Annotated in this window: 18 protein-coding genes and 2 riboswitches; of the genes, 4 read left to right on the top strand and 14 right to left on the bottom strand. The window is 63.1% G+C overall.

From position 1 onward, the window contains the following. The first annotated feature begins 118 nt into the window (after positions 1-118). Positions 119-1,507 carry a PLP-dependent aminotransferase family protein gene (locus tag JZI28_RS21395; protein WP_375700173.1) on the top strand — a complete coding sequence of 463 codons (1,389 nt, stop codon included), beginning with the start codon at positions 119-121 and terminating at the stop codon, positions 1,505-1,507. 37 nt (positions 1,508-1,544) lie between these two features. Continuing rightward, positions 1,545-2,411, top strand: coding sequence for a DMT family transporter (locus JZI28_RS21390; protein ID WP_375700172.1), 867 nt, complete (start codon positions 1,545-1,547; stop codon positions 2,409-2,411). Positions 2,412-2,460: 49 nt separating this feature from the next. On the opposite strand, the gene cobF is transcribed toward JZI28_RS21390, so the two are convergent. The 7 genes from cobF to cbiE form a co-directional block, all read right to left on the bottom strand. Then, positions 2,461-3,228, bottom strand: coding sequence for a precorrin-6A synthase (deacetylating) (cobF, locus tag JZI28_RS21385; protein ID WP_375700263.1), 768 nt, complete (start codon positions 3,226-3,228; stop codon positions 2,461-2,463). Between the two features lie 120 nt (positions 3,229-3,348). Continuing rightward, positions 3,349-4,026, bottom strand: coding sequence for an energy-coupling factor ABC transporter permease (locus JZI28_RS21380; RefSeq protein WP_348158528.1), 678 nt, complete (start codon positions 4,024-4,026; stop codon positions 3,349-3,351). Between the two features lie 61 nt (positions 4,027-4,087). Next, positions 4,088-4,306: riboswitch (cobalamin riboswitch) on the bottom strand. Between the two features lie 118 nt (positions 4,307-4,424). After that, complete coding sequence (gene cobA, locus JZI28_RS21375; protein ID WP_375700171.1) at positions 4,425-5,177, bottom strand: uroporphyrinogen-III C-methyltransferase; 753 nt, start codon at positions 5,175-5,177, stop codon at positions 4,425-4,427. Beyond that, entirely contained in the window at positions 5,174-6,490 is a 1,317-nt protein-coding gene (locus JZI28_RS21370) for a cobyrinate a,c-diamide synthase (protein ID WP_375700170.1), read from the bottom strand. Before JZI28_RS21370 ends, cobA begins: the two co-directional genes overlap by 4 nt. After that, on the bottom strand, positions 6,483-7,277 hold the full coding sequence (cobM, locus tag JZI28_RS21365) for a precorrin-4 C(11)-methyltransferase (protein WP_348158537.1): 795 nt from the start codon (positions 7,275-7,277) through the stop codon (positions 6,483-6,485). Before cobM ends, JZI28_RS21370 begins: the two co-directional genes overlap by 8 nt. Next, complete coding sequence (locus tag JZI28_RS21360) at positions 7,274-7,651, bottom strand: cobalamin biosynthesis protein (RefSeq protein WP_375700169.1); 378 nt, start codon at positions 7,649-7,651, stop codon at positions 7,274-7,276. The genes cobM and JZI28_RS21360 overlap by 4 nt, the downstream gene beginning before the upstream one ends. Beyond that, positions 7,648-8,856 carry a precorrin-6y C5,15-methyltransferase (decarboxylating) subunit CbiE gene (cbiE, locus tag JZI28_RS21355; protein ID WP_375700168.1) on the bottom strand — a complete coding sequence of 403 codons (1,209 nt, stop codon included), beginning with the start codon at positions 8,854-8,856 and terminating at the stop codon, positions 7,648-7,650. The genes JZI28_RS21360 and cbiE overlap by 4 nt, the downstream gene beginning before the upstream one ends. Between cbiE and JZI28_RS21350 the strand changes: the two genes are divergently transcribed. Then, a complete protein-coding gene (locus tag JZI28_RS21350; RefSeq protein WP_375700167.1) occupies positions 8,855-9,613 on the top strand; it encodes a cobalt-precorrin-6A reductase in 759 nt (252 codons plus the stop codon). The two genes, cbiE and JZI28_RS21350, sit on opposite strands and share 2 nt — an antisense overlap. Here JZI28_RS21350 and cobJ read toward each other — a convergent pair. The 7 genes from cobJ to JZI28_RS21315 form a co-directional block, all read right to left on the bottom strand. Beyond that, positions 9,592-10,371, bottom strand: coding sequence for a precorrin-3B C(17)-methyltransferase (gene cobJ, locus JZI28_RS21345; RefSeq protein WP_375700166.1), 780 nt, complete (start codon positions 10,369-10,371; stop codon positions 9,592-9,594). The two genes, JZI28_RS21350 and cobJ, sit on opposite strands and share 22 nt — an antisense overlap. Then, positions 10,368-11,099 carry a precorrin-2 C(20)-methyltransferase gene (locus JZI28_RS21340; protein WP_375700165.1) on the bottom strand — a complete coding sequence of 244 codons (732 nt, stop codon included), beginning with the start codon at positions 11,097-11,099 and terminating at the stop codon, positions 10,368-10,370. Before JZI28_RS21340 ends, cobJ begins: the two co-directional genes overlap by 4 nt. Before the next feature lie 2 nt (positions 11,100-11,101). Then, positions 11,102-11,731, bottom strand: coding sequence for a precorrin-8X methylmutase (locus tag JZI28_RS21335; RefSeq protein ID WP_375700164.1), 630 nt, complete (start codon positions 11,729-11,731; stop codon positions 11,102-11,104). 1 nt (position 11,732) lies between these two features. Continuing rightward, complete coding sequence (gene cobG, locus JZI28_RS21330) at positions 11,733-12,905, bottom strand: precorrin-3B synthase (protein WP_375700163.1); 1,173 nt, start codon at positions 12,903-12,905, stop codon at positions 11,733-11,735. Continuing rightward, complete coding sequence (gene cobN, locus JZI28_RS21325; RefSeq protein WP_375700162.1) at positions 12,902-16,147, bottom strand: cobaltochelatase subunit CobN; 3,246 nt, start codon at positions 16,145-16,147, stop codon at positions 12,902-12,904. Before cobN ends, cobG begins: the two co-directional genes overlap by 4 nt. 172 nt (positions 16,148-16,319) lie before the next feature. Beyond that, the gene (gene cobW, locus JZI28_RS21320) at positions 16,320-17,354 is read right to left on the bottom strand and encodes a cobalamin biosynthesis protein CobW (RefSeq protein WP_375700161.1); all 1,035 of its coding nucleotides are present in this window, start codon (positions 17,352-17,354) and stop codon (positions 16,320-16,322) included. Positions 17,355-17,360: 6 nt separating this feature from the next. Beyond that, positions 17,361-17,771, bottom strand: a complete 411-nt coding sequence (locus JZI28_RS21315) for a DUF1636 family protein (protein WP_375700160.1) — start codon at positions 17,769-17,771, stop codon at positions 17,361-17,363. Positions 17,772-17,870: 99 nt separating this feature from the next. Next, positions 17,871-18,110, bottom strand: a riboswitch (cobalamin riboswitch). A gap of 50 nt (positions 18,111-18,160) precedes the next feature. Here JZI28_RS21315 and cobO point away from each other — a divergent pair. Then, the gene (gene cobO / locus JZI28_RS21310; protein WP_375700159.1) at positions 18,161-18,796 is read left to right on the top strand and encodes a cob(I)yrinic acid a,c-diamide adenosyltransferase; all 636 of its coding nucleotides are present in this window, start codon (positions 18,161-18,163) and stop codon (positions 18,794-18,796) included. Positions 18,797-18,843 lie beyond the last annotated feature (47 nt).

The following is an 18,843-nucleotide window of genomic DNA, read 5'->3' as shown; positions in this document are numbered from 1 at the left end:
TCATGCGATCAATCTGGTTGCAATTATGCGGAGCTTGGGGGTATTGCTGCGTAACGCCCGTGTTGGCCGGCCTTTTGGAGCTGGAAAAAAAGGAAAGACTGCTGTGGGGAGAGACCCTTTGAAGCACTGGAGCCCGACGCTGCCGGTTTCGGACAAGCCGCGCTATCTGGAGATTGCCGATGCGATTCGGGCAGATATTGATGCAGGCCTGCTGTTGCCGGGCGACCGGCTGCCACCACAGCGCGGGGTTGCACAGGATCTGGGGGTAGATTTTTCCACGGTATCAAGAGGGTACGCAGAGTCGGTTCGACGCGGAGATATTGAGAGCTTTGTTGGCCGTGGGACATTTGTCCGGACACCCGACGTGCAGGCGCTGCTTGACGGGGCCAATGCGGCGCCGGATCCACGCCGGATCCTGGAGGAAGATCCGATGATGAACATGCCACCGGAACCGGATGATCCGGCCCTGGTGGCCCGCATGGCCAGTGGCCTGGGCCATGTGGCGGCCAATCTGGTGCCATTGTTGCGCTATCAATCGGTGCGCGGCAGCGCTGCAGACCGGGAGATTGCCCGGACCTGGATGCAGGCAAACGGGCTGGATTTTGCCGCCGACCGCTTTGCCATCACACCAGGCGCCCATGCTAGTATATATGCGATCCTGACCCTGCTGAGCGAGCCGGGGCAGACCCTGCTGTGTGAGACTTTGACCTATCCCGGTATTCGCTCCATTGCCGCCCGTCTTGGCCTGCGGCTGGTCGGGGTGCCCAGCGACCGGGAGGGGCTGCGTCCCGAGGCTTTGGAGAGGGCCATCACCGAGCATTGGCCTGCCGCGCTATATCTGAATCCAACGCTGCAGAATCCGACCACCAAAACCATGTCCGAGACCCGCCGCCGCGAGATTGCAGAGGTGCTGACCCAGCACGACATTCAGCTGATCGAGGATGACGCCTACCGGTTTGTCGCCGCAGACGCGCCGCCGCCGATTGCCAGCCACCTGCCGGATCTGGCCTGGCATGTGGCCGGGATCTCCAAATGTTTTGGCGCTGGCCTGCGGCTGGCCTATACCACCGGGCCACAACGGGCCGAGATGGGAGGGTTTTCCCAGGCGTTGCGCAGTATCAACGTGATGGCCTCACCGCTGAGCCTGGCCCTGTTGGGTCACTGGATCGAAGACGGCACCGCCGCTCAGATCCAGGCTTTTGTGCGGCGCGCAGCGGCCCAGCGGCAGGAGTTGGCGCGGGGCATTCTATGTGGGTGTTTTGTGACCAGTGCGCCCGAGGCCTTTAACCTGTGGGTGGAGCTGCCCCGTGGCACCAGCCGGGCCGAGGTCATGGGGCGCATGGCAAACCGGCAGATTGGCATCATGCCCAGCGATGCCTTTACCGTGGTGGGCCAGCCCAGCGAGGCGCTGCGGGTCTGCCTGGGCGGGCCGATCAGCCTGGAGCAACTGCGCGAGGATCTGATTGCGTTGCGCGATGCAATTCTGCGCAAAGATTGGCTGGGCTGATGCAGATGAACCTGACCGCCTGCACCGGAGTGACCTGATGAAACACAATATCCCTTTGGGCATGCTTGGCACCGTGGTCCTGGCCATGACACTGATCGTGATTGGCGATACCGCCGGCAAGGCGCTGACGGTCTCTGGCGCCAGCCCCTTCTTTGTTGCCTGGTCTCGCTTTACCGTGGCGGCGGTGGTGCTGTTGCCCTTTGCCGGTCTGCGCAGCGCTGAGCTGCGCGGCTTTCTGGACTGGCGGATTATTCTGCGGTCGGTGCTGATTGCAACGGGGATCCTGTGCATCCTCACCGCGTTGCGGACCGAACCCATCGCCAATGTCTTTGGCGGCTTCTTTGTTGGGCCCATTGTGGCCTTTGCGCTCTCGGCGCTGTTGCTGAAAGAAAAGGCGGATCCGGGCCGGGTGGCGCTGTTGCTGGTCAGTTTTGTCGGTGTGCTTTTGGTGGTGAAGCCTGGGTTTGGGATGCAGATCGGTATGGGGTTTGCCCTGTTGGCGGGCTGTTTTCATGGCTCTTACCTGGTGGCGACGCGCAGCCTGGCTGGGCGGTATCGGCCAAAGTTTCTGCTGATCTCCCAATTGATCATCGGCTCTGTGGTGCTGTTGCCCTTTAGCTATGATGAGATGCCGCAAAGCATTGATATCACAGGGGGGAGCCTGATCCTCATCAGTGCGTTGGGATCTGCGGCGGGAAATTTTCTGTTGGTGATGGTCAACCGCACCACCCCTGCCAATGTAGTGGCCCCCTTGATCTACAGCCAGCTTTTGGCGGCAACGGCTCTGGGGGTGCTTGTGTTTGGCACCTGGCCCGATGGGCTGGCGCTTTTGGGCTTGGGGGTGATTGTCCTCTCCGGGCTGTCCTCGCTCTGGCTGGCGGGGCGTCGCATGCCCCAGGTCTAGCCTTTTGGGAGCAGCAAACCGGGGAACATCAGGCCGAACAGTGCGCGTGTCAGGATTTGCGCAGCAGATAGATGTCCATGATCCAGCCGTGATCGGCGCGGGCCTGGGCGCGGGTTTGAATGATCTGCTCGGCGGTCTCAGCCAAGGGACCAGACAGGCTGATCTGGTTTTCCATGCCGGCATAGGCCGACCACCAGATACTCACCCCAGTAGGGTCGACCGCCTGAAACGAGCATTCCCCATCCAGCATGATCACCAGGGTATCAGCACTCTCAGGCCAGCCGTTTTCCCGTAGCTGGCGCCCGGTGGTGACGGTAAAAGGCGCGCCAATCTCGTTGAGTGGAATTGCATGGGCAGCGGTCAGGGCCTGAATGGAGGTCACCCCCGGAATAACCGTAAGGCTCACCTCCTGCGTGGCCTTGAGCCGCTCGGCAATGCGCATGGTGCTATCATAAAGCGAAGGGTCGCCCCAGACCAGAAAGCCAACCTTTGCCGCAGCCGCAGTTGCAGGCAGTTGGGCGTGAATGGTCTCAATCCAGACGCGGGCGATGGCATCATGCCAATGGTCAACCCGCGCGGTGTAATCGGCGATTGCCGGATCGCGGACAGGCAGGTCGAACTCGACGATACGAGGGCCAGAGGCGGCATCGGCAATGACCTGGGCGCAGATCTCCTGGCGCAGGGCAGCCAGATCATCTTTGCCTTTGCCCTTGTTGGGGATCAGGATCAGATCACAGGCGCGGATGGCTTCGGCGGCCTGCAGGGTCAGATGCGTTGGGTTGCCGGTGCCGATGCCAATCAGGGAGAGTTCGATCATACTTCTGCTCATGTGAAGAGGCCCTGTCGAAGACACCAAAACGGGCCTGTCAAAAAGAAACACGGCCCGATGGGGGCCGTGTCGATGTTTGCTGATCTCTTGCTCAGGCGCGAGGCCCGATCAGGCCGCTTTGTACAGGCGCGGCGTTACCAGGCCGCTGCCTTCGAGACCGCGCAGGGCCTTGGCAGTGGCGAGAATGGCCAGATCGGCCAGAGGCTCAACCAGAACCACCAGCATATAGGCCCCACCAAAGGTCAGGACCGAGGCCATGGTTTCGGCACCAAAGCCCTGGCCGTAGAAGACCCAGAAGGCAACCCAGGCAACAACACCAGCCTGATAGGCAACAGACAGGGCCAGGGCCTGGCTGTATTTGAGATCCACATAGGCGGTTCCGGCCGGGATGATGCGGCTTGCCAACGCGTGCAGTGCAAACAGCGGCACCAGCAGGGTGGTCAGGTTGACAAAATACATCGGCAGATCGGTGGGCGCAAAGAACGCGCCTTGCACCAGCAGGCCAAGGGCCAGACCAAAGGCAGCAGGCGCCGCACCCAGGATCAGGAACAGGGTCGAGCCAAGGATGAAGTGCACCTCAGAGACGCCAACCGGGAAATGGGGCAGCACTTCAAAGAACAGGAAGACACCCAGCGCGGCAATCGCCGACCGGCCCGCGTAGGATGCAATGCCACTGCTGCGCAGATCGCTGAAGGTTTCTTTGGCGGCATAGGCCACTGCACCGGCAGCTGTGCCATAGGCGAGGGTCATTTTTGCAGCGTCGACGACGCCGGGTTCGATATGCATAATTCTGTCTCCCTGTCGCCTCCCCGGCGACATGTGTACGGTTCGCAGTTAAGCCAGCCACTACTGGCCAGCACGAGATGGCAGGTCTCCTGACTCGCGGGTCTGGGCCGGGCCGGGGCCTTCCCAATCTGATAATCAGATCAGTGGCTTTTCCCGGTGGCTCACCGCTCACAGTTGCGGGGGCAGTTTCGGATTTGGCGCCTTTTGGCTACACCACACCGAATTCCCTTTTCATCCAGAAGCCTTGGGCGTCTTTGGAACCATCAATAGATTATAGGTCTCACGTTTCAGCTCGTTCTGTCAATCGGGCAGCAGCGGCAGTCACGGTCCAAAAGCGGCATAATTGCAGCCTTTACCCTGATTTGCAGCGCGCAGCCCGGTGCAGAGATTCGGCGGGCTTAGGGCGTTTCAGCTGATGTGACCTCTGGCAGGTCACTATCCGCCAGCGGGCCATAAAGGATCAGCACCGGCGCCGTTGTCTGCATCTGTCGCAATACCTGCGGTAATTCGCCAACGGTGTGGCAGCTGAGCTCTTGCTGGGGCGTCGACACACCCAGGGCCACCAGGGCATGGGTTTCAGGCGGCAGGCCGGCCTCAATCAGCTTTTCCGCCAGGGCGGCAAAGGTGCGTTTGCCCATATAGACAACCGTGGTGGCATCCGGGTCGGCCAGGGCGGCCATGTTAAGGCTATCCGGCAGCCCACCAGTGACGTCATGGCCGGTGATGAACTGCATGCGGCGCGCAGTCAGCCGCCGGGTCAGTGGGATATTGGCCGCTGCCGCTGCGGCGGAGGCTGCGGTGACTCCGGGGACGATCTCAAACGGAATATTTGCGCCGCGCAGAGCCGCGATCTCTTCTTCCAGCCGACCAAAGACGCCGCTGTCGCCGGATTTCAGCCGCACCACTTTGAGGCCGCTTTTGGCATAGTCCACCAGCAGCTGGCTGACGTGGTCCTGCTTGGGCGAGGGCCGTCCGGCGCGTTTGCCCACGCCCACCAGATCGGCCTCTGGGTTGGCATGGGTCAGGATTGGCCCGGCGGAAAGATCGTCAAACAGCACCGCATCAGCGGTTTCCAGTCTCTTGACCGCCTTGACGGTCAGCAGCTCCGGGTCGCCGGGGCCGGAGGACACAAAACTGACAAAGCCGCTCATGCGCCTTCTCCGGTGATCAGATGGAAAAAGGTCCCGGTGACATGGCCCTTGATGGATCCGGTTTCGGGAACCGGATTGCCGTCGGCGTCCATCACATGGGCCAGCGGCGCGTCGGGTTCATCCAAAATGGTGGAATAGTGGAACTCATGGCCGCGCAGGGCCGCGCCTGTTGCAAAACCCGGCATCGGCGCCTGTAGCTCGGCGCGGCGATAGCCCAAATGGAATTTGCGTTTCTCATAAGACGTGACCAGCCCCAGCAGCCCGGCCATCTGGTGGCGGTTGCCCTCTTTGTCGATCAGCGCAGCGCCGAGCGCCATATAGCCCCCACATTCCCCATGTACCGGCTTGGTCTCGGCGTGTTTGCGCAGGCCCGCGCGGAATGTCTCGGCAGCGGCTAGGGTGCCACCGTGCAGCTCCGGGTAGCCGCCGGGCAGCCAGACCAGATCGGCGTCCGGGGCCGGGGCCTCATCCGCGAGGGGGGAAAACGGCAGGATTTCTGCGCCAGCGGCACGCCAGCCGGTCAGAAGGTGGGGGTAAGTAAAAGAAAACGCCGCATCCCGGGCTAGGGCGATGCGCTGCGCCGGAGGCTTTGGCAGCGTGCTAGGTGCGGGTGCGGCGGCGCCCATGGCGGCCGCTTTGATGGCGTCCAGGTCCACATGGTCACGCAGGAATGTGGCATAGCCTGCAATGGCGGCTTCAAGATCGGGGTGTTCCACCGCCTGAATAAGGCCCAGATGGCGCTCGGGCAGGGCCAGATCACCACGACGGGGCAGGGAGCCCAGGACCTTGACCCCGGCGCGTTCCATCCCCAACCGGGTCAGGCGTTCGTGGCGGGGGCTGGCGACTCGGTTCAGGATCACCCCGGCAAAGGGCACCTCGGGGTCATAGGATTTGAACCCCAAAGCGGTGGCGGCAGCCGACTGCGCCTGACCGCCCACGTCAATCACCAGCACCACCGGCCAGCCCATGCGTTTGGCGGTTTCCGCCGAGGATCCAAAGCCGCTCTGCCCGCGGGTGGCAACCCCGTCAAACAGCCCCATTGAGCCTTCGCCAATGCAGATCTCAGCCCCTGTCGCCTGACCGGCAACCGCATCCAGCAGCCTCGCGTCCATTGCCCAGGTATCCAGGTTAAAACTGGGGCGCTTGGCTGCAGCAAAGTGAAAGGCCGGGTCGATATAGTCGGGGCCGCTCTTATAGGGCTGTACCGCCAGGCCATCTTCGGCCAGGGCGCGCAGCAGGCCCAGCATCACCGTGGTCTTGCCGGTGCCAGAGGCCGGCGCGGAGATCATCAGGCCTTTGGGGAAATCAGTCATCACCTTCGCTCCAGTTGGCCCATTGGCTATCGGCGCTTTGTGGCCGGTAGCGGCGGTCGTAATCTTGCGCGTAAAGGCAGCTTTCGTCAAAATCTTCATTGCCAAGCGCTGGTCCGACCAGAATCAGCGCAGTACGCCCACGCATCCCGTCCGTCGCTTCTTCTAGGGTGCCAAGCGTTGCCTTGACCACCTTTTGATCCGGCCAGGTGGCGCGCCAGACCACGGCCACCGGGCACTCGGCGCCATAGCTGGGCGTCAGTCGGGCAATCACATCCTCCAGCACATGCACCGAGAGGTGAATGGCCAGGGTTGCCCCGGTGCGGGCAAAGTTCTCCAGGGTTTCGCCTTCGGGCATCGCCGAGGCCTTGCCAGAGGTTCGAGTCAGCACCAGCGATTGCGCCACACCGGGCAGGGTCAGCTCTGATCCCAGCGCCGCCGCCGCCGCCGCAAAGGCGGGCACGCCGGGGGTGATGTCATAGGGAATGCCCAGTGCGCGCAAGCGGCGCAGTTGCTCGCCCAGGGCGGACCAGACCGACAGATCGCCGGAATGCAGACGGGCGATATCATGACCCGCCGCGTGGGCCTCTTTGATATGGGCGATGATCTCATCCAGTGACAGGGCTGCGGTATTGATCACCTTGGCGTCCTTGGGGCAGTGCTGCAACAGCGCCTCGGGGACCAGCGAGCCGGCATAGAGACAGACCGGGCAGGCGGCGATCAGGTCGCGCCCGCGCAGAGTGATAAGATCGGCGGCGCCGGGGCCGGCACCAATGAAATGAACGGTCATGGCTCAAGTCTTTCTGCAAGGGCCGCGGTGGCCATCCCATCCGCGGTGATAAGTCTAGGGGTGATCAGGCGGGACCGGGCCGGGCCTGGGCCTTGGCGGGCTGCCACCAGGGCGCAGGCCTCGGCAACGGAGCCGGTGCCAAATCGGGATTGTATGCGGGGCGAACAGGTCAGGGTGGGTTCGCCGGTGATGTCCTCTTCGCGCAGGGCAATCAGCGGCAGCGCGAGCTCTGCTGCAAGATCAATCAGCGCCGGTTGCGCCGCCTTTGCCGCCAGGCTGGCCAGGGCATCGGGGCGCGCCCCTGTCAGCGCCAGCACGCTGCGCAGATCTGCCAGCGTCGCATTGGCGCGAAATCCTATCCCTGCCACCTTCATCGTGTGACACTCCACTGGATCACCGGGCGGGCGCGTTGCCAGTCGCGCATCGACCCCAACGGTCCGGCCTCGGCGATTTCTGCCTTCAGCAGATGGCCGCCCCATTGTGCATGGGCCTGCATCAGCAGGGTTTCGGTCTCCAGGGTGACGCCATTGGCCACCAGACGGGTGCCCGGCGGCAGGATCTGCCAAAGCTGATCGAGCAGGGTTTGCGAACCGCCGCCGCCGATAAAGACGCAGTCGGGCAGCGCATGTCCCGTCAGCACCTCGGGGGCCTTACCCTGCATTGCCGCCATACGGTGGCTCAGGCCAAAACGCGCGGCATTGGCGCGGATATTTTCCAGTCGCTCCCTGCGGGGTTCAAAACTGATGGCCCGGGCGCCGGGGGCTGCCAGACACCATTCAACCGAGACAGAGCCAGAGCCGCCGCCGATATCCCACAGCAGCTCGCCTCTGCGGGGTGCCAGCGCCGACAGGGTCAGGGCGCGGATGGGGCGTTTGGTGATCTGGCCATCGCTCACGAAATGCGAATCCGCCAGCCCCGCAGCCTGCGGCAGCCCGGGCCGCATGGCCTCGATGGCCATAAGGACCGGAGCCCCCCCTTGCGGTAGATCCCAGTCCTGAGCAAGGGCATGCTGCAGTTGTTCCTTGGGGCCGCCAAGCCGTTCCATCACATGCAGCTTTGCATCTGGTTGCCCGTTTTCAACCAGCCAGCTGGCCAGTTCAGCCGGGGCCACGCCGTCGCGCAGGGTGCAGATCACCCGTGTGCCCCGGCCCAAGAGCGGCAGGAGCTTGGCATAAGGCGCTGCATGCAGCCCAAGGCAGAGGGTGTCTTCCAGTTTCCAGCCCAGGCGGTTAGCCGCCAGGGCAAAGCAGGAGGGCACCGGGTAAGAAACCCATTCCTCTGCTGCCAGATCCTTCATCAAAGAGCCGCCGGCGCCGTGCCAGAAGGGATCGCCCGAGGCAAGCACCACCACTGGGCTGCCGCGCAGTTCCAACACGGGCTGAGTGGAAAAAGGCACCGGCCAGGGCCGTGCTTTGGTCCCGGCATTCACCAAGTCCAGATGACGTGGTCCGCCAAAAATGACCTCCGCCGCCTGCAGTGCATTCTGGCTTGCCTCCGAGAGGCCTGCCAGTCCATCCTCCCCAAGACCAATCACCGTCAGCCACGGCGGGGCAACAGATGTGATAACAGGATCAGACATGACACGGACCCTTGTGTTGGGCGGCACCACAGAGGCCAGCAAACTGGCCAAAGCCCTGGCTGAGGCGGGCATGGATGCGGTGTTTTCCTACGCTGGCCGCACTGCCAACCCGGTGGCGCAGCCCCTGCCCCTGCGGGTGGGTGGCTTTGGCGGTGTTGACGGGCTGCTGCGCTACCTCAGAGAGGAGGAGATCAGTCATGTGGTGGATGCCACCCATCCCTTTGCCGCCCAGATGAGCCGCAATGTGGTGCAGGCCTGCGCCGAAGCAAAAGTGCCGCTCTGTGCCTATGAGCGTCCGCCCTGGCGCCCGGCGGCGGGGGATAACTGGATCCATGTTGGCGATATGGACGCGGCGGTGCAGGCGCTGCCGGAGACGCCGGCGCGGGTGTTCCTGGCGATTGGCAAACAGAACCTGGCGGGCTTTGCCGCCAAGCCGCAGCATCACTATCTGTTGCGTCTGGTGGACCCGCCCGAGGCGGAGCTGCCGCTGCCCAATTGCAGCGTCGAGATTGCCCGTGGTCCCTTTGATGAGGCCGGGGATCTGGCCTTGATGCAGCACTATGGCATCACTCATGTGGTGTCGAAAAATGCCGGCGGTCGCGGCGCCTCGGCCAAACTTGCCGCCGCGCGCGCCCTCGCCCTGCCGATCATCATGATCGACAGACCTCAGGTGCCGTCCCGTATGACCTACGGGGATGTGGCAGAAGTGATGGACTGGCTGTTTCATACCCCTGCTCAGCCCGCGTCGGGCGCATAGCGCGGGGTGTAGACATGGGCACCGACGCGGCGGGTGTCCTTGTTTCCGACAATCACCACGGTGCGCATATCCGCCATCTCAGGTGTCGCCTCGTTGAGGCTCACGGTGGTGATGGTTTCATCGGGTTTGGAGACATCGCGGGCAAAGGAAATCAGCGTCTCACCGCCACAGGCCTCCCGCAGGATTTCCAGCGCACGGGCAAACTGATGGGGCCGCGATTTTGAACGGGGATTGTAAAACCCCATGGCAAAGCCCGCCTCGCCCGCCAGACGCAGGCGTTTTTCAATCAGGCTCCAGGGCTTCAGATTGTCGCTGAGGTTGATGGCGGCAAAATCATGCCCCATAGGGGCGCCAATCCGGGCCGATGCTGCCAGCATTGCGGTGATACCGGGCAAGACCTGAATGTCCAGATCCAGCCAGGCGGGCTTACTTGCCGCCTCCAGCGCCTCAAACACAGCAGAGGCCATGGCAAAGACGCCGGGATCACCCGAGGAGACCACCGCCACGCGCTTGCCGCTTGCCGCCATCTCCAGCGCATGGGTGGCACGCTCAATCTCGACCCGGTTGTCCGTGGCGTGCAGGGTCAGGCCGGGGCGTTCGGGGATGCGTTTGACATAGGGAATGTAGCCGACAATATCCGTGGCCTCACTGATCACCTGCTGGACCTGGGTTGTCACCATGGTTTCATCGCCAGGACCCAGCCCGACAATTTTCACCCAGCCTGTTTTTGTCCGGTCTGTTGTTGCTGTTTCTGTCATGGTCGGCGCCCCTGTCCATGCACCAGAACAATCGAAAAATATGGCACCTCGCCCTCGATCTCAGAGAGTTTCTGCACCGTCTGGCTGGGCATGGTGCCCCGTTCCACCAGCCAGGCCTCTTGTGTTTTGCCTGCGGCCTGCAGCGCCCGGCGCAGTTTTGGCAGGTTGCGGCCAATCTTCATCACCACCAGCGCATCGGTCTCCTGGATGCGGCGGGTCAGTTCCGCCTCGGACAGGGTGGCCATGGCCACGGTCAAGACGTCATCGCCCCAGGTGATGGGCTGGCCGGTGGCTGTCCAGCAGCCGGACATGCCGGTGATGCCGGGAATGATTTCCTGCGCCGCGCGGCCCTTGAGCCGGGTGTAGAGATGCATGTAGGAGCCATAAAAGAACGGGTCGCCTTCGCAGAGCACCACGACATTCTCTGTCTTGGCAATCTCGGCCAGAGTATCGGCCCAGCTATCATAGAATGCAGCCATCATTCGGTTGTATTCGGGATCTGAAAAATGGATCTCGGTGGTGACCGGGTATTCCATTGCGTGTTCTACGACTCCCTCGGGCAACAGACCCTCCACCAGGCTGCGGGCCTGACCCTTGCGGCCTTCCTTGCGGAAGTAGGCCACATGGCGGGCGCCTTGAATGGCGCGCCAGGATTTGACGCTCATCAATTCGGGATCGCCCGGCCCCAGGCCGGCACAGATGACTTTGCCCGCGGTTTCGCTGGTCATGGTCACTCTTTCCAACTGGCCAGCGCGTTGACGGCCGCCACGGTAATGGCGGAGCCGCCCAGGCGACCTTTGACGATCATCGCGGGGACCGGCAAGTCCTGCATCAGGGCCTCTTTGGATTCCACGGCGCCGACAAAGCCAACCGGGCAGCCGATGATGGCGGCGGGGCGCGGGCAGGCGGGGTCTTTGAGCATGTTCAGCAGGTGAAACAGCGCCGTGGGGGCATTGCCGATGGCCACAACCGCACCGTCGAGCTTGGGTCGCCAGAGCTCTAGCGCCGCGGCGGAGCGGGTATTGCCCATCTCCTTGGCCATCCCAGGCACCTTGGGGTCGCGCAGGGTGCAGATGACCTCATTGTTGGCGGCGAGCCTTGGACGGGTGATACCTTCGCTGACCATATGGGCATCGCAGAGGATCGGTGCCCCGGCAGCGAGGGCGGCGCGGGCGGTTTCAGCCATGCCGGGGGAGAAGCGGATGTGGTCTTCCAGACCAACCATGCCAGCGGCGTGGATCATGCGCACCGCAACGCTTTCCTCATCCTTGTTGAACCGGGCGAGGTCCGCCTCGGCGCGGATGGTGGCAAAGCTTTCAGCGTAGATTGAAGCGCCGTTGGTTTCATAGGTGTGGAGCATGTTAGCTGCCCTCTGTCAGAATTTTTGGCGCAGCACGGAGTGCGCTGGCACTAAGGGTTTTTATGGATGGCTGATCACTGGCCTTGCCATGGTGGATCAGATCGAAGGTATCGGTGGCCGTGGCGGTAAGCGCCAGGGGGGCCGGGCCGGGATGGGCACAGCCCTTGGCGCAGCCGGAGATGTGCAAGACCTGCCCCTTTGGCACAAAGGGCGCCAGATCGCGGGCCAGATCGCGGGTTGGCGATAGCGCCTGCAGGCAACCGGGCGCTCCGGTGCAAACACGCACCTGCAGGCGGGGATCCGTTGCATCAAGGATCACACCGGGCAGGGTGGCAAGCTCGGGGGCACCTTCGACCAGGATCATTCGCCAGGGGGTCAAACGCAGGGGACCATGGTCGGCCAGCCTGGCAAAGGCCTCTGCCGTGATCTGGCCGAATTCTAGGGCCACAAGCGGGCCGAAGGCGGTCATGCCCGGGCTTGGATCGGGGGCGCTGGAGCTGCGCGGAGAGGAATGTGAAGGGGGTGCTGCGCGGCGCGCAATCAGGGCTTGCATCCTGCCACGTCCCACCGACGCGCCGCCTTGGTCCAGAAACCAGCGGGCCAGATCAAGGGCGGCTTCGGCTGCGGTCTCGACCTCCACGGGGCAGCCTGTCTGCGCTCCATCCGCGATAAGGAGGAGCTTGTCGCCGCTGCGCTCGATCCGGATATCGGCGGCACAGCTTTGCAGCTGGGGCTCTGGCCCGGCATCAACCACAAAGCCAAATTTGCCGGGCAGCAGCAGATCTTCTGCCGCTTTTAAGGCGCGTTCCAGGCTGCGGGCAATTGTGTGATTGGCATCGCCGGGCTGCCAAAAGGGAGATAGCAGAATATTGCGGCGGCTTTCTGTTGCCGCGTCCTGATCCAGAAGACCCATGTCCTGAAGGCCCGCGATCACGGCAGCATGACTTTGGTTTGAGATCCCGCGCAGTTGCAGATTTGCCCGCGCCGAAAGGTCTATCAGCCCGTTGCCATGTTGCTGCGACAAACCGGCAATCGCCCTTGCCTGTTCTTGGCTCAACCGGCCCAGAGGCGCGCGGATGCGCACAACCAACCCGTCGCCGGACATCATCGGGCGCAGGGCACCTGGGCACCAGCCATAGACTTTGGGAGCGGGAGAGGAGCTGCTACGGCTCATGCGGCGCCCTCCAGCGTGGCGATAATCGAGTTGCGCCGGGTGGCCCAGAGGCCTGCCTCGGCCAGGGCGCGAAAGCGATCGCGCATGGCCTGCAGCGCCGCCGGGTTTTCCGCCTGCATGAATTCCACCAGATCTTCGCGGCCCAGGGTTGCCTCAAAGTAGAGATCAAACAGATGGGCGGGCACCACCTGGGCCAGATGGGCAAAGGCGGCCATGTGATCCAATGTGGCGGCAATTTCGGCGCCGCCGCGAAAGCCATGGCGCATCATGGAGCTGGCCCAATCCGGGTTGCTGGCGCGGGAGCGGGTCACCCGGGCGATTTCTTCCCCCAATGAGCGCGCCTGAGGGCGGTCGGGGCGGGTTGCATCCATGTGGTACAGCGCCGGAGCCGGCGAGCCCAGCCGCGCCATGGCCGCCGCAAAGCCAGCTTCATGGGCGGCATAGTCCGAAGCCACCAAAAGATCGGTTTCTGGCAGATCCTGCAGATGCACAAAGCTGTCGGCGGTTTTTAGGCGCTCTTCCAGTGCCGAGCGGGCCTCGGAGATGTCGCCCTTGGCGTCGATGGCATGGGAGGAGGCGCTCAGCCAGGCCTCGCCCGCTGCGGCGCGCGATGAGTCGCTGTAGCTGTCGATATGGGGCCCCATGGAAAGGCCGTATTGACCCGGTTTGGGCCCAAAGACTCGCGGGGACTGCGACAGGTAGGGATTGTCTGTTTTGCTTTCTTCGCGCGCAGCCAGGGCGGCGGCGGCGGCTTCGAACATCTGCGCCAGACCTGGAAAGACATCACGGAACAGGCCCGAGACCCGCAGGGTCACGTCGATACGCGGCCGGCCCAGCATCGAAAGCGGCAGCACTTCGAAGCCGGAAACGCGCTCGGAATCTTTGTCCCATTGCGGCGCCAGACCAGCCAGATGCAGGGCCATGGCAAATTCTTCTCCGGCGGTGCGCATGGTGGCTGAGCCCCAGAGGTCAATCACCAGCCCCTGCGGCCAGTCGCCATGGTCCTGAAGGTGGCGGCGCAGCAGCTCTTCCGCCAGCTTGACCCCCTGCGCATGCGCCGCCCGTGACGGCACCGAGCGTGGGTCGGTGGTAAAGAGGTTGCGCCCGGTGGGCAGCACATCAGAGCGGCCGCGAAACGGCGAGCCAGAGGGGCCGGGGGCGACCATCCTGCCCGCCAGCGCCGCCACAAGCCCGGCGCGTTCTTCGCTGCCACAGGTACCCGCGCCAAAGATATGCAGCCCCTCGCCATACTGGCTTTCCTTGATGTCGCAGACAAAGGCATCAAGTCTGGTGATTGCCTCGGCGGCGGAACAGTCAGGGGTGAGGCCCAGATCAGCTTCGACGCCGGTGCCCTGGGCCTCGGCGCGGATGTCCTCTAGCAGCCGGTCACGTCGGGCCGGGTCCAACCCATCAGCGGTGGAATACTCATCCAGCAGGTGTTCCAGCCGGGCCATGCCCTCGGGCAGGCTGCTCTGAGCCAGGGGCGGCGGCAAGTGGCCAAGGGTCACGGCGCCAATGCGGCGCTTAGCCTGCGCCGCCTCGCCGGGATCGTTGACAATAAAGGGATAGGCCACCGGCAGGTCGCCTGTCAGCGCCTCGGGCCAGCAGCTGTCGGACAGCGCCACGGATTTGCCGGGCAGCCATTCCAGCGTGCCATGGGCGCCGATATGGACCAGGGCGTCGCTGCGCTGGCGCAGCCAGAGATAGAAGGCGACATAGGCATGGCGCGGGGTGCGCTCCAGATCGTGGTAGTCCTCGACGCGGGCTTGTACCTCGCCCCGTTCTGGCTGCAGCGCGATCAGCGCCTTGCCGGCCTGGATTGCCTTGAAATGAAAGGCGCCGTCGCGACAGTCCGGGTCGTCCTCAGGCCCGCCCCAGGCGGCTGTCAGGGTCTGGCGCAGCGCTTCAGGGAGCGTTTCCAGAGCCGTCACATAGTCGGCCAGGGAATAGCTAAGGGTTTGCGACCCCAGCCGTTGACCAAGATCCTTCTGGGGCTTGATGTCATAGCCCTGGGCGGCGAGCTCGGTTGTGATTTCGCTACAGGAGGCCAGGGCGTCCAGCCCCACAGCATGGGCCAGGTTATGCGCCTTGCCAGGGTAGGTCGACAGGATCAGGCAGGGCCGTTTTTGCTCATTGGGCAGGGTCGCGAGGCGCAGCCAGCCCTCCACCCGGTCGATGACAGCGGCAACGCGATCGGGCACGGGACGATGGGCAAACCGCGAGTATTGCAGCGCTGGATCCTGCTTGCCGGGAGATTTGAAACTGATCACCCCGGCAAGGATGCGCCCGTCTACTTCGGGCAGCACCACATGCATGGCCAGATCGGCTGGCGACAACCCGCGGGCCGCCTCTGACCAGTCCTTTTTGCGGGCCGTCGATAGCGCCACCTGAAACACCGGGCAGCCACTGGTATTGAGCGGCGAGGCGCTGCCATCGCTGCCCTGGGCCGAAAAGGCGGTGGCGTTGATGATGGCGGCAGGGTCCAACGCGGGCAGCGCATCACGCAGCCAGTTTGCCGTGTCAGGAGATTTGAGGCTGGCGGCAAAGACCCCATAGGCGGCATAACCACGGACGCGCAGCTCGGCAATCAGTGCATCCACTGGAGCAGTATCCGCCGCCGTCAGATAGGAACGGTAAAAGCTGACCAGAACCAAAGGTTTGTCGGTTCGGGTGGGGATGGGAATGACGCCTTTTTCGGGGTCATAAAACCCATACTCAGGCGTGGATTTGAGCCCCAGGACCGGTCCGGCATAAAGCCCCGCTGCCAAAGAAAGCTGGGCCAGCGCTGCCTGAGCCGCCACAGCCCCGCCCGCATCACAAAGCGCCTGCAACCGACGCAGGGTTGAGACCGGCAGGGTGGAGAGTTCGTCGAGACGGGGGTCATCGCGACCATCTGCTGGCAGCAGGGCGAGGGCGATGCCCTTGCGGCGGGCCAGATCCTGCAGAGTGGCCAGACCATAGGGCCAATAGCTTTCGCCACCGATGAGGCGCACCAGAATGCCCTTGGTGCCTTCCAGCGTTTGTTCCGCATAGGTATCCACCGACAGGGGATGTTTCAGCGCAACCAAATTGGCCAGCCGTAGGCTGGGCAGGTTTCCATTTGCGCGATGCCAGCCTGCCGCAAAAGCGCCAAGGTCACTGTCAGAGAAGGACAGCACCACCAGATCCGCAGGGGTCTGCCCCAGATCCTGCGGTGTGTCGGTCTGATCCAACCCGTGGCTTTCGCGAAAGACGACATGCATCAGCTATTGCCTCGCGCAAATGGAGAAAAGTATTGGCCTGCATTCAGGCCCTGTATTGCGCTCGCGCGCACATCTGATCCAGCCCCAAGGCGGGCGTGAGCGCGCTCCCCCTGGGAGGGGCGCGATCCTTTCCGCAGCAGAGCCGGACAGATGAAGCGCAGGGCCATGGGGATCAGGCCCCCAATTCGGCGCGAATCGCGGCGCCGTCGATATTGTCGTGTTCTGCAATCACCACCAGCTGGGTGCGACGTGGCGCGTCGCCCCAGGGCTGGTCATACTGGGCCCGCAGGCGCTCGCCCACGGCCTGAACCAACATGCGCATCGGTTTTCCCTCCACCGCAACATAGCCTTTGACGCGCAGTATATTGCGGGTGCGGGCAAGTTTCACGATGGCATTTTGCAACGCTTCTGGGTCGGCGACTTCGCCCATATCGACAACAATGCTCTCAAAATCGTCGTGTTCGTGATCGTGGTGGCCATCGTGATGGCTGGGGCGAGCCTCCAGATCGTCTTCGGCGGCGGCATTCAGGCCCAGAATGATACGCGGATCAATCACCCCTTCGCTCATGGGCAGGATCGGCAGCTGGCGGGGTGCTTCGGCTTGGATGACCTTGCGGGCGGCCTCCAGACCGGCCTCGCCCGCCAGATCGGCTTTGGACAGCAAGACGATGTCGGCGCAGGAGATCTGATCCTCAAACACCTCGGAGAGTGGTGTTTCGTGGTCGAGGCTGTCGTCGGCCTCGCGTTGGGCGGCAACGGCGGCCAGGTCGGGAGCAAATTGCCCGGCGGCCACGGCCTCGGCATCGGCCAGGGCAATGACACCATCCACGGTGATCCGCGAGCGGATCGCGGGCCAGTCAAAGGCCTTGAGCAGGGGTTTGGGCAGAGCCAGACCGGAGGTTTCGATCAGGATATGCTCGGGCTGTTCCGGCAGCGCCATCAGGGCCTCGATGGTGGGGATGAAATCATCCGCCACGGTGCAGCAGATGCAGCCATTGGCAAGTTCTACGATGTTGTTTTCCGGGCAGTTTTCATCGGCGCAGGACTTCAGGATGTCGCCATCGACACCGGCGGTGCCAAATTCATTGACCAGAACCGCCAGACGTTTGCCCTGGGGGTTCTGCATCAGGTGGCGGATTAGGGTGGTTTTCCCCGCGCCCAAAAAGCCGGTGATAACGGTGACGGGGATCTTGTTGAGGTCGCTCATGGAGATTTAATCCTTGGAAGGCAGGGTGATCGGAGGGATGCGGGCGATAGATTGTTTGCGGAACACCTGGGGGCGCTCACGCCATGGCACCAGCCCATCTGTCGTAGAGGCATAGGCGGCGGCGCCCGCCAGGATGTCGTCCACATGGGCGTCAGGGTCGAGATCGCCGTAGATGTAGCTCCAGCGGGCTTCTCCGCCAGTCAATACCATGGCGCAGCCGCGTTTGCAGGCCGACAGGCATTCAACACCGCGCACCGTGACACCTGCAGGCAGGCTGGCATCGGACAGGGCGGCCATCAGCAGCGCGCCGGGGCGGGTGGCCTCGGGGTCGACGCCGTCGCGTTTGCAGGTGGTGCAGATGGTCAAAGTAACCTCTGCGGTATCTTCAGTGGCGGGGAGTGCCATATCTTCTGCCATCAGCGCGCGCGTCCTTTGTGTGTGAGGGACCGGGGGCTGGGCCAGTGGAGAGAGGGCAGAGGGTGCACTCCCACAACCAGTCGCGACACACCCCGTCCGCTCGTTGTCTCATCCGTTGGCAGGTCTCCCGGCTTGCGGATTCCAACAGGCCAGGGCCTGTCTGCGGTGCTCTTGCCTTCCCGACGATGTGCAAAACACACGGGCCAGTGGCATCAGAGACCTCTCCGGTCACGGTCGCGGGGGCGGCTGTGCTTGAAAGCCGATACCAAAGCCAGGTATCAGCCTGTCACATTCCCTCTTCGCCTGCAATTTGCAGGAACCAACGAAAACCCCTTGCGCTATCGAGGCCTTCCTTGTCAAGACTTGGGCAAACAGCAGGAGTGAACACCGTGAGTGATACGTCCGAAACCGGCATTTCAGAAGAGGAAGCGGCACGTCACGCGTCCAAGATGGCCAAGAAGAAGGCCGCGCGTGATCGCATGATGAAAACCAAGGATGGGGAAAAGGGGCTGATCATCGTCCACACCGGCCCCGGCAAGGGCAAATCCAGCTCGGGATTCGGCATGATCATGCGCTGTATTGCCCATGGGATGCCCTCGGCTGTGGTGCAGTTCATCAAGGGCGCCTGGCAGACCGGCGAGCGCACATTGATCGAAGAGAATTTTAGCGATCTGTGCCAGTTTTACGCCATGGGTGAGGGCTTTACCTGGGAAACCCAAGACAAGGCGCGTGACATTGCTGCGGCAAAGAAGGGCTGGGAAAAGGCCAAGGAGATGATTCGCGACGAGCGCAATACCATGGTGCTGCTTGATGAGATCAACATCGCCCTGCGCTATGATTATCTGGATCTGGAAGAGGTGCTGGAATTCCTGGTGGAAGAAAAGCCCCCAATGACCCATGTGGTTTTGACCGGGCGTAATGCCAAGGAAGAACTGATCGAGATTGCCGATCTGGTCACCGAAATGGGCCAGATCAAGCACCCGTTCCGCGCTGGTGTTAAGGCGCAAAAAGGCGTGGAATTTTAAGTTCATATCAGCCCAGGGGGTGCTCTGGGCTGATACTGCCAATTGGT

The organism is Pseudophaeobacter sp. TrK17, from assembly GCF_042192375.1.
Lineage (GTDB): Bacteria > Pseudomonadota > Alphaproteobacteria > Rhodobacterales > Rhodobacteraceae > Pseudophaeobacter.
This window is presented reverse-complemented; position numbering and strand designations above follow the sequence as displayed.

Coding starts and splice junctions, on each gene's coding strand:
- JZI28_RS21390 (WP_375700172.1), top strand. CDS start 1,545: ATGAAACACAATATCCCTTTGGGCATGCTTGGCACCGTGGTCCTGGCC.
- cobF (WP_375700263.1), bottom strand. CDS start 3,228: ATGATCGAACTCTCCCTGATTGGCATCGGCACCGGCAACCCAACGCAT.
- JZI28_RS21380 (WP_348158528.1), bottom strand. CDS start 4,026: ATGCATATCGAACCCGGCGTCGTCGACGCTGCAAAAATGACCCTCGCC.
- cobA (WP_375700171.1), bottom strand. CDS start 5,177: ATGAGCGGCTTTGTCAGTTTTGTGTCCTCCGGCCCCGGCGACCCGGAG.
- JZI28_RS21370 (WP_375700170.1), bottom strand. CDS start 6,490: ATGACTGATTTCCCCAAAGGCCTGATGATCTCCGCGCCGGCCTCTGGC.
- cobM (WP_348158537.1), bottom strand. CDS start 7,277: ATGACCGTTCATTTCATTGGTGCCGGCCCCGGCGCCGCCGATCTTATC.
- JZI28_RS21360 (WP_375700169.1), bottom strand. CDS start 7,651: ATGAAGGTGGCAGGGATAGGATTTCGCGCCAATGCGACGCTGGCAGAT.
- JZI28_RS21350 (WP_375700167.1), top strand. CDS start 8,855: ATGACACGGACCCTTGTGTTGGGCGGCACCACAGAGGCCAGCAAACTG.
- cbiE (WP_375700168.1), bottom strand. CDS start 8,856: ATGTCTGATCCTGTTATCACATCTGTTGCCCCGCCGTGGCTGACGGTG.
- cobJ (WP_375700166.1), bottom strand. CDS start 10,371: ATGACAGAAACAGCAACAACAGACCGGACAAAAACAGGCTGGGTGAAA.
- JZI28_RS21340 (WP_375700165.1), bottom strand. CDS start 11,099: ATGACCAGCGAAACCGCGGGCAAAGTCATCTGTGCCGGCCTGGGGCCG.
- JZI28_RS21335 (WP_375700164.1), bottom strand. CDS start 11,731: ATGCTCCACACCTATGAAACCAACGGCGCTTCAATCTACGCTGAAAGC.
- cobG (WP_375700163.1), bottom strand. CDS start 12,905: ATGAGCCGTAGCAGCTCCTCTCCCGCTCCCAAAGTCTATGGCTGGTGC.
- cobN (WP_375700162.1), bottom strand. CDS start 16,147: ATGCATGTCGTCTTTCGCGAAAGCCACGGGTTGGATCAGACCGACACA.
- cobW (WP_375700161.1), bottom strand. CDS start 17,354: ATGAGCGACCTCAACAAGATCCCCGTCACCGTTATCACCGGCTTTTTG.
- JZI28_RS21315 (WP_375700160.1), bottom strand. CDS start 17,771: ATGGCAGAAGATATGGCACTCCCCGCCACTGAAGATACCGCAGAGGTT.